The 11,137-nt window shown below is 66.7% G+C and carries 1 protein-coding gene and 1 tRNA gene; one reads left to right on the forward strand and one right to left on the reverse strand.

The features are described from left to right. Positions 1 to 137: 137 nt before the first annotated feature. A tRNA-OTHER gene (locus tag J1M81_RS24135) sits at positions 138 to 244 on the reverse strand. Between J1M81_RS24135 and J1M81_RS24140 the strand changes: the two genes are divergently transcribed. Then, positions 197 to 11,101 (forward strand): non-ribosomal peptide synthetase, encoded by a 10,905-nt coding sequence (locus J1M81_RS24140; RefSeq protein ID WP_283348281.1) that lies wholly within the window; start codon positions 197 to 199, stop codon positions 11,099 to 11,101. The genes J1M81_RS24135 and J1M81_RS24140 overlap by 48 nt on opposite strands. Positions 11,102 to 11,137: the final 36 nt, after the last annotated feature.

Below are 11,137 nucleotides of genomic sequence, written 5' to 3' on the forward strand. Positions count from 1 at the left end.
GCACGAGTCTCTACGGACGGTGTTCCCGGAGACCGACGGCACGGCTCATCAGGTGATCGTCGACGCGCAGACGGCCACACCGGAATTGACGCCGATCGAAATTTCCGCGCATCAGGTGGCCGATGCCATGCGCGAGCTGGCGACGACAGGATTCGACCTGTCGAAGGACCTCCCGTTCCGTACCCGGTTGTTCGAGGTGAGCCCCACCGAGCACCTGCTGGTGTTCGTGGTGCACCACATCGCCGCCGATGGTTTCTCGCTCGGCCCACTCACTCGCGACGTCATGAACGCCTATGCGGCGCGGTCGATGAACCAGGAGCCGTACTGGACTCCGCTTCCGGTCGACTACGCCGACTACAGCCTGTGGCAGCGCGAGGTGCTGGGCTCCGAGGACGACCCCACGTCCGTGGTCTCGCAGCAGATCGACTACTGGACGACGACGTTGGCCGGTCTGCCCGATCAGCTCGATGTGCCCTCCGACCGTCCCAGGCCGGCGGTGGCGTCGAACAGCGGTGCGCTGGTGCGTTTCTCGATCGACGGAGAACTGCATCGCGCTCTGATCGAGGCGTCCCGACGTGAGAACGCGTCGCTGTTCATGCTGGTGCACACCAGCCTCGCGGTACTGCTGTCGCGGCTGTCCGGCGAGACCGACATCGCGATCGGCACACCGGTCGCGGGCCGCGGTGAGGCGGCGCTCGACGACCTGATCGGCATGTTCGTCAACACCCTCGTGCTCCGAACGGAGATCGACACCGCGCGCAGGTTCGACCAGGTACTCGCCGATGCTCGCGAGACCGATCTGTCGGCGCTGGCACACGTGGACGTTCCGTTCGAGCGTCTGGTGGAGATCCTCAACCCGGTACGTTCCACGGCACGTCATCCCCTCGTGCAGGTGGTGCTCGCGTTCCAGAACCTGGGGCAGAAGGATCTCGAACTACCGGGACTGTCGGTCTCGGGCGTCGACTTCGAGACCCTGGTTGCACTGTTCGACCTGCAGTTCACGTTCGTCGAATCGTTCGGACCCAGTGGCGCGGCGCAGGGTATGACGTTCGAGGTCACCTACGCCACCGACCTGTTCGACGAGTCCACGGTGGTCACCCTGGGTGAGCGCCTGATCAAGGTCCTCGAATCCGTCGCCGACAACCTCTCGACCGTCGTGGGCGACATCGAACTGCTCGACGACGTCGAGTACAAGCGCGTGCTCGACGACTGGAACGACACCGACCACGACGTCGACCGGTCACAGACGCTGGCCTCCCTCGGGCGGTCGGTCGAATCCGACGGAACCGCACTGGTATTCGGTGACGAGTCGGTGTCCTACGGCGAGTTCGACGCACGGGTGGCTCGTCTTGCCCGGTACCTCGTCGATCGTGGTGTCGGGCCCGAGACCACCGTGGCGATCGCCGCCCGTCGTTCGGTGGAGCTCCTCGTCGGAATTCACGCGATCGTCGCGGCGGGCGGTGCCTACGTACCGATCGACCCGGATCAGCCTGCCGAGCGAATCGCGCACATCCTGCGCACCGCGGCACCGGTGTGCGTACTGAGCACGTCACGAGACTCGGTGGATGCCGACGGGCTCGACGTGATCGACATCGACGTTCTCGACCTGTCGGGCGTCTCCGATGCACCGATCACCGACGCGGACCGAATCGGTGCACTCGCCCCGACGAACACCGCATACGTCATCTTCACGTCCGGGTCGACCGGGCAGCCGAAGGGCGTGGCCGTCACACACGAGGCAATCGTCAACCGTCTGCTGTGGATGCAGTCGGAGTACGAGCTCGCCGCCGACGATGTCGTGTTGCAGAAGACCCCCGTCACGTTCGACGTGTCGGTGTGGGAACTGTTCTGGCCGTTGCAGATCGGGGCGACGCTGGTCATCGCGAAGCCGGACGGGCACCGAGACCCGCAGTACCTGCTCGAGACCATCGAGGCGCAGTCGGTTACGACCGCGCACTTCGTGCCGTCGTTGCTCGAGGTCTTCGTCTCCGTCGTCGCAGCCGAGTCGTCGTCCGCAGCCGCGTCGCTGCGGACTCTGTTCGCCTCCGGTGAGGCGCTGCCCGCCGAGGTCGGCGAACGCGTCCGACGCGTCCTGCCGGGCGTGGCGCTGCACAACCTCTACGGACCCACCGAAGCGGCTGTCGACGTCACCTATCACGAGGTGTCCGAGGCGGACGTCGACCTGGTTCCGATCGGTGTTCCGGTGTGGAACACCAGAACGTACGTCCTCGACTCCCGACTGTCCCCGGTTGCTCCCGGAGTCGCAGGTGAGCTCTATCTCGCCGGAGTCCAACTGGCCCGCGGCTACCTCGGCCGAGTGGATCTGACGGCAGATCGATTCCTGCCGGATCCGTTCGGCGAACCGGGTTCTCGCATGTACCGCACCGGCGATCTGGTGCGCTGGCGGGAGTCCTCGTCTCACACCGGGCGTCTGGAGTACTTGGGCCGCACCGACTTCCAGGTCAAGTTGCGTGGTTTGCGCATCGAACTCGGGGAGATCGAGACCGTGCTGCGCCGGCACCCGTCGGTGGAGTCGGCCGTGGTGCTGGTTCGGCAGACGGCCGTCGCCGGAGATCAACTGGTCGCCTATGTGGTCCCCGCCTCCGGTGCGACCGTCGACGTGGCCGACCTGACGGCGTTCGCCGCCCGCTCGCTCGCCGGGTACATGGTTCCGGCTGCGACCGTCGTGCTCGACGCACTTCCGCTGACCGCCAACGGCAAGCTCGACCGGCGCGCGCTCCCGGCACCGGATATCGAGCAGCGTGCCTTCCGCGCTCCGACGACCACGTCGGAAATCGTGGTGTCGCAGGTGTTCCGCGACGTGCTCGGCGTCGACGTCGTCGGAGCCGACGACGAGTTCTTCGCTCTCGGCGGTAACTCGCTCGTGGCGACCAGGGTGGCGTCGCGCATCGGTGCCGCGACAGACACCACGGTCAGTGTTCGGACCATCTTCGAGGCGTCGACGGTGGCGGCTCTCGCGGCGAAGCTGGACGAACTCTCGGGATCGGGACGAAAGATTCCTCTCGTGCGCACCGAGTTGCCGGACTTCGTTCCGCTGTCGCTCGCCCAGCGCCGGATGTGGTTCCTCAACCGTTTCGACGTCGATTCGGCAACGGAAAATCTGCCCGTCGCCATCGAACTGATCGGTGACCTCGACGTCGCCGCGCTGCGCTCTGCCGTGGCCGACGTCATCGAACGGCACGAATCGCTGCGCACCGTCTACCCCGAGGTGGACGGGGTGGCGTCTCAGGTCATCGTCCCCGCAGCGCAGGTAGCTCCGGAGCTGGCACCGACGAAGGTCACCGCCGACGACGTCACCGCCGCCCTGGCCGAGTTCTTCGTGCAGGGTTTCGACGTCACGGCCGCACCCCCACTCCGCGCCATCCTGCTCGAGCTCGACTCGAACCGGCATGTGCTGGCCTTGGCCACACATCACATTGCCGCAGACGGTTTCTCGATCGGACCGATGACTCGCGACCTCATGATCGCGTACGCGGCCCGGAGTGCAGGAAGCGAACCGGGTTGGGCACCGCTCGCGGTTCGCTACGCCGACTACACCCTGTGGCAGCAGACCGTGCTCGGTTCCGAGAGCGATCCCGATTCACCGGTGTCCGGCCAGATCCGACACTGGACGCGAACGCTGTCGGGACTGCCGGACGAGAGCACGTTCCCCGGCGACCGAGTGCGTCCCGATCGGTCGTCCTACCGCGGCGGCAACATTCGGCTGACTCTCGATGCGCAGACGCATGCGCGCCTCGGCGCGGTAGCCCGCGCCAATCAGAGCTCACTGTTCATGGTGTTGCACTCTGCTCTCGCGGTGTTGCTCTCCCGGTTGTCGGGCGAAACCGACATCGCCATCGGTACTCCGGTCGCCGGTCGCGGTGAGGCGGCACTCGACGACGTCATCGGTATGTTCGTCAACACCCTCGTGCTGCGCACCGAGATCGATCCCGGTGCTGCCTTCACCGATCTACTCGCCCGTACGCGCAACACCGATCTGTCGGCGTTCGCGCACGCGGAGGTGCCGTTCGAGCGACTCGTCGAGGTACTCGACCCACCGAGGTCGGCCGCGCGGCATCCGCTGATCCAGGTGATGCTCACCGTGCAGAACATGGAGCAGACCGAACTCGAGCTCCCGGGCCTGACCGTGCGCGGAGTCGATCTCGACGTCGAGACGGCGAAGTTCGACATCCAGTTCACGTTCACCGAGAACCAGGCGGACGGCAGCTCGGCCATCGACGTGACGTTCGCCCGTGATCTCTACGACGAGGACACAGCCCGCGCCTTCGGTGAGCGCCTGATCCGCGTGCTGGAGTCGGTCGGCACCGATGCCGAGCAGCCCGTCGGGGACATCCCGGTGATGGATACGGCCGAGCGCGATCACGTTCTCGCCCTTGCCCAGGACGCACCGGCGGTCGCGGATTCTGCCGACTCCATCGTCTCCCTGTTCGCGGCCAGGGTCGCGGAGAACCCGGACGCTGCCGCCGTCGTCTTCGACGGTCGGTCGCGCACGTACGGAGACATCGACACCGAGTCGACGGCACTGGCGAGAGTTCTTGTCGCACAGGGTGTCGGCCGCGAATCCGCGGTCGCAGTCGTACTGCCTCGCACGGCCGATCTCGTGGTGGCGCTGCTCGCGGTGCTCAAGGCCGGAGGTGCATACGTACCGATCGATCCGTCGTACCCGGCCGATCGCATCGAGTTCGTGCTCGCCGACTCGCGTCCCGCCGCGGTACTGACCTGGACCGGTGTCGAGGTCGCGCTACCGCCGGAACTGCCCAGGGTCGACATGGACACCCCAGCGGACGAGTCCCGGTTCGCAACGGACGTCCTTCCCGCGGTGACGGCCGCAGAAGCTGCGTACGTCATCTACACCTCGGGTTCGACCGGCACCCCCAAGGGCGTCGTCGTCCCGCACCGCAACGTCGTCCGCCTGCTGGCGAACACCCAGCGGCACTTCGATTTCGGTCCCGCCGACGTCTGGACTCTGTTCCACTCGTTCGCGTTCGACTTCTCCGTGTGGGAACTGTGGGGCCCGCTCACCACGGGTGGCACCGTCGTCGTGGTCGACTACTTCACGTCGAGGTCGCCGGAAGCGCTGCGCGAGTTGTTGATTCGCGAACGCGTGACCGTGCTCAACCAGACCCCGTCTGCTTTCTACCAGTTCGACCAGGCCGACCGCACGGCATCGGGTGCTGCCGAGTACGCGCTGCGCTACGTCGTCTTCGGCGGAGAAGCGTTGGAGCTGCGTCGATTGAGCGGTTGGTTCGATCGGCACGGCGATCGTTCCCCACAGTTGGTCAACATGTACGGCATCACCGAAACCACCGTCCACGTCTCGCATCGGGCGCTCGATGCGCAGGCTGCCGCGGAGGCATCGGGGTCACTGGTGGGTCGGGCGATCTCCGGGTTGTCCGTGTACGTGTTGGATGCGCGACTCGGCCTCGTGCCGGCGGGTGTCCCGGGAGAGATGTACGTCTCGGGCGGTCAGGTGGCGCGGGGATACCTGGGTCGGCCGGACCTGACGGCGACACGATTCGTGGCAGATCCCTTCGCAGGCGACGGTTCCGTGCTTTATCGCACCGGCGACGTCGCCCGGTGGTCGCCCACCGGCGAGCTCGAATTCGTCGGTCGCGCAGACGATCAGGTCAAGATCCGCGGCTTCCGCATCGAACTGGGCGAAGTCGAATCGTCGGTTCTGTCGGCTCCGGCCGTCGGACAGGCCGCGGTGATCGTGCGCGAGGACGCTCCCGGTGCCGCGCGCCTGGTCGCTTACCTGGTGCCCGCAACCGGTTCCACGATCGACGTCGACGCCGTCCGTGCGTCGGTGGCCGAGCAGCTCCCCGAGTACATGGTCCCGTCGGCGTTCGTGGTGCTCGACGCAATTCCGTTGACCACCAACGGAAAGCTGGACCGACGAGCCTTGCCCGAACCGGCCGCACGAACCCGTGAGTTCAGGCAACCGACGACTCCGATCGAGTCCATGGTCGCCGAGGTTTTCGCCGACGTCCTCGGTCTCGACCGGGTCGGTCTCGACGACGACTTCTTCGAACTCGGCGGCAACTCTTTGGTGGCCACCCAGGTGGTGTCCCGACTCGGTGCCTCCGCCGACACGACGGTCCCGGTCCGGGCACTGTTCGAGGCCCCGACGGTCGCGGCACTCGCCGCGAGGGTCGAGCAGGGCTCGGGCGCGCGGCCGGCGCTGGTGCCGGGGCCTCGTCCCGATCGAGTTCCACTGTCGCTCGCGCAGCAGCGGATGTGGTTCCTCAACCGGTTCGACTCGGACTCGACGGCGTACAACATCCCGTTCGCTCTGCGCCTGAGCGGCGATCTGAACGTCGGCGCGTTGCAGAGCGCGGTCACTGACGTCATCGAGCGGCACGAGACACTGCGATCGGTGTACCCGGATTCACCCGAGGGACCGCATCAGGTGGTCGTGCCGATGTCCCAGGTGCCGACGACTCTCGACGTGATCGACACCGACGCGGAATCGGTGACCGCCCGGGTGCTGGAACTGTTGGCGTCGACGTTCGACGTCACCGCAGAGGTTCCGTTGAAGACCTCGCTGTTCCGAGTCTCCGACACCGAGTTCGTACTGGCGATGGTGGTCCACCACATCAGCGCCGACGGTCTGTCGATGATGCCGTTGTCGACCGACGTCATGACGGCCTATGCCGCCCGTACCCGGAAGTCCGATCCCGCATGGGCACCGCTGCCGGTGCAGTACGCCGACTACGCGCTCTGGCAACGCGACGTTCTCGGCTCCGAGGACGACGCCGAATCGATTGCAGCGCAACAGATTCGACACTGGTCTGCCGCGCTGTCGGAGTTGCCCGAGCAGATCGAGCTACCTCTCGACCGCCCGCGTCCGGCCAGCCAGACGTTCCGCGGCAATCGCATCGATTTCCGAATCGACGTCGACGCGCACGCCCGGCTCGCAGAACTGGCCCGCGCGCACAACGCCACCGTCTTCATGGCCGTGCATGCGGCCTTCGCGGTACTGCTTTCGCGGATCTCGGGGTCCTCGGACATCGTCGTGGGTACACCCATCGCAGGTCGCGGCGAGGCCGAGATCGAGAACCTCGTCGGCATGTTCGTCAACACCCTGGTGTTGCGACTCGATGTTCCGGGCGAGGCGACCTTCGGTGATCTCCTCGACGCCGCGCGTGAAACCGATCTGCAGGCGTTCGCCAACTCGGACATCCCGTTCGAGCGGCTCGTCGACGTGGTCAACCCCACGCGCTCGACGGCTCGGCACCCGCTGTTCCAGGTCGGCTTCTCGTTCCAGAACTTCGCTCGCCGCGAGTTCGAGCTCGACGGGTTGGAAATCTCGGCGCTCGACACCGAGACCGGCAACTCCCAGTTCGATCTGCATCTGATCGTGTCCGATGCCCAGCAGGGCGACGGCGCGGCAGGTGGCTTCGATGCCCTGCTGACGTACGCGACGGATCTGTTCGACGAGAGCACCGCCCGTTCACTCGTGGCCCGCTTCGAGGCCGTGCTGGCCGCCGTCGTGGCGTCGCCGTCGACACCCATCGGCGATCTCGACGTGCTGCTGGACGGCGAGCGATCTGCGATCGTCGAGGACTGGAACGACACGGTTCACGATTTCGGTGTCGTGGAACACACGACCCTGCCCGATCTGTTCGGTGCAGCCGCCGAACGCGACCGCGCTGCAGTCGCACTCGTCCACGACGACGGCGTGGTGACGTACGGAGAGTTCGCCGAGCGGGTCTCGCAGCTCGCGCGGCACCTGATCGGCATGGGTGTCGGGCCGGAAGTGCCTGTCGGCCTTGCCATTCGACGCTCGGTCGATCTCCTCGTCGGCATGTACGCCATCTCGACGGCAGGCGGGGCGTACGTTCCGATCGATCCGGACCAGCCGGCCGAGCGCAACGCGTTGGTTCTCGAGACAGCCGCTCCTGCGTGCATTCTGATCTCCGGCGATGTGGGTGCCGAGATCACCGATGCTGCCCCGATCGTGGATCTGGCCCGGTTCGACGCCGATGCCTACTCGGGTGCTCCGGTTGGCGCGTCCGAACGCACCGGGGTGCTCACCGCAGCCAACACCGCGTACGTCATCTTCACGTCCGGATCGACCGGTCGTCCGAAGGGCGTTGCGGTCTCGCACGGTGCCGTCGTCAACCAGCTGAACTGGCTGCGTGCGGAGTACGCACTCGACGAGACCGACGCAGCGCTGCTCAAGACCGCAGCGACGTTCGACCTGTCGGTGTGGGAGTTCTGGTCGCAGCTGACCTCCGGCGGACGGCTCGTCGTGGCCGAGGCCGACGGTCATCGTGACCCCGACTACCTGCTGGAACTGATTCGCACGCAGTCGGTGACGACACTGCACCTGGTGCCGTCGATGCTGTCGATGCTCGGCACCGTCGCCGCGGGAGAGGTATCGCCGAGCCTGCGGCGGGTGCTGGCGATCGGTGAGGCACTGCCCGCTGCCGTCGCACAGGAGTTCCGCAAGCGGAACGGATCGACCGACCTGCACAACCTGTACGGGCCGACCGAGGCAGCGGTGTCGGTGACCGCGCACGCGGTGACGGACGCCGATACGACCGCGGTGCCGATCGGTGTTCCCGAGGCGAACACGACGGTGTTCGTGTTGGACTCGCGGTTGCATCCGGTGCCTGCGGGTGTCAGCGGCGAGCTCTACCTGGCCGGCGCGCAGCTGGCGCGCGGCTACTTCGGGCGCGCGGACCTGACGTCGGAGCGATTCGTCGCCAATCCGTTCGACGCGAACGGTTCTCGGATGTACCGCACCGGCGACCTGGTGCGCTGGCGGGTGCCCGTCGTCGACGGAACGCCGGCCCCGGCGCACCTCGAGTACATCGATCGGGCCGACTTCCAGGTGAAGATTCGCGGATTCCGCATCGAGCTCGGTGAGATCGAAGCGGCCCTGCGGTCGCAGCCGGCAGTGGCAGATTCGGCCGTCGTGGTGCACAGCGGCGAGTCCATGGGTGACCAGTTGGTGGCCTACGTCGTCGGCCGGGCCGGGGAGGTCGTCGATGTCGCGCACGTCGAATCCGAACTCTTGCATCTCGTTCCGTCGTACATGGTGCCTGCGGCATTCGTGGTGCTCGAAGCGCTACCGCTCAATGCCAACGGAAAGCTGGACCGAAAGGCGCTGCCCGCGCCGCACTTCGAGGCCACCGAGTTCCGCGCACCGGTCACCCCGATCGAGGAGATCGTCGCGACGACCGTTGCCGAACTGCTCGGGCTGGACCGCGCGGGGCTGGACGACGACTTCTTCGCCCTCGGCGGAAACTCGTTGATCGCAACTCAACTGGTCTCGCGCCTCGGCCAGGCTCTCGACGCGCAGATTCCCGTGCGATCGGTGTTCGCGGCGTCCACGGTGGCGGGCCTCGCTGCACACATCGCGCCGCTCGTCGGCGGCGGTGCCCGCCGGGAACTGACGGTGCGCGAGCGTCCCGATCGACTACCCCTGTCGATCGCCCAGGAACGGATGTGGACGATCAACCGCATCGACCCGGGCTCGTCCGCGTACAACATCCCCGTTGCGGTGCGGTTGACCGGTGCCCTCGACATTGCCTCGCTCCGCGGCGCGTTCGACGATGTGCTCGGTCGCCACGAGATTCTGCGGACGGCCTACCCCGATTCGGTCGACGGCCCGGTGCAGCAGATCGGTGGCGTCGCCGACGTCGGGGTGGATCTCGAACCCGAACAGGTGGCACCGGACGCCGTGGTGTCCCGCCTGACGGACGTCCTCGGTGCGGGATTCGACGTGACGAAGACCGTCCCGGTCCGGGCTGCGCTGCTGCAGGTCGGCGACGACGAACACGTCCTCGCCGTGGTGGCTCACCACATCGCCGCCGACGGGTTCTCGATGGGGCCGTTGATCCGCGATGTCATGGTCGCCTACACCGCTCGGGTGGCGGGGGAGATGCCGTCGTGGGCACCGCTGCCGGTGCAGTACGCCGATTTCGCGCTGTGGCAGCGTGATGTACTCGGCCGCGAGGACGACCCGGACAGTCCGCTGGCGAAGCAGCTGGCCTACTGGACCGCCGAGCTGGCGGGAGCGCCGGAACAACTGGCACTGCCGCTCGATCGCCCACGGCCACCTCGACCGACCATGGAAGGCGCGTCGTACGGCTTCACGTTCGGTTCCGACGTGGCGTCGGCCATAGAGAAGATCGCCCGCGAGCATGCGGCGACGACGTTCATGGTGGTGCACAGCGCGTTCGCGGTTCTGCTGGGCCGGTTGAGCAACTCGTCGGACATCAGCATCGGCACCCCGACCGCAGGACGCGGCGAGGAGCAACTGGACGACCTGGTGGGCATGTTCGTCAACACGTTGGTGCTGCGCACGCAGATCGATCCGAACGGCACGTTCCTGGACCTGGTACGTCAGGCGAAGGACAAGGACCTCGCGGCGTTCGGCCACGCGGACGTTCCGTTCGAGCGGCTGGTCGATGCGCTCGGCCGCGCTCGGTCGAGTGCCTACACACCGCTGTTCCAGGCGATGTTGACGTTCCAGAACCATGCGACGGGCACGTTCGAGTTGCCGGGCCTGCAGGTGCAGGCGCTGCCGGCAGGCGACGATCAGGCGAAGTTCGACCTTCAGCTGACCGCCGTCGAGAACTTCGACGAGACCGGAGCGCTGCAGGACATCGAGGCGACGTTCACCTACGCGACGTCGATCTTCGACGAATCGACGATAGCGACGTTCGCCGAGCGGCTGTCGAAGATTCTGCGGACGGTCGTCTCCGATCCCGAGGTGGTGCTGCGATCCATCGACATCCTCACGGACGAGGAGAAGGCCGAGTTCGCGCCGCGCGCCAAGCCGAAGACGGTCGACGACCTACCGCAGTTGATTGCCGACGCAGCGGCGACCGCGCCCGATGCGGTGGCACTCGAGCACGAATCGACGAGTGTCGATTTTGCGGCCCTGAACGCCAAACTGACGCAGATGTCGGCGACGATGGGCGCGGCGATGAAGCCGCAGGCTCTGGTGACGGTCACGCTGTCCGCACTGATTCCGGGCATCTTGCCCGCCCTCGGTGCAGAGGGGTTGTCGACCGCTCTGGCATCGTTGATCCAACGGGCGGAGTCGGTGATCGCGTCGTCGTGACGAAAGCCGAGCTCGCCGGTTGTGCACGTGGATCGA

This window comes from Rhodococcus sp. KRD175, assembly GCF_017168275.1.
GTDB classification, from domain to species: domain Bacteria; phylum Actinomycetota; class Actinomycetes; order Mycobacteriales; family Mycobacteriaceae; genus Rhodococcoides; species Rhodococcoides fascians.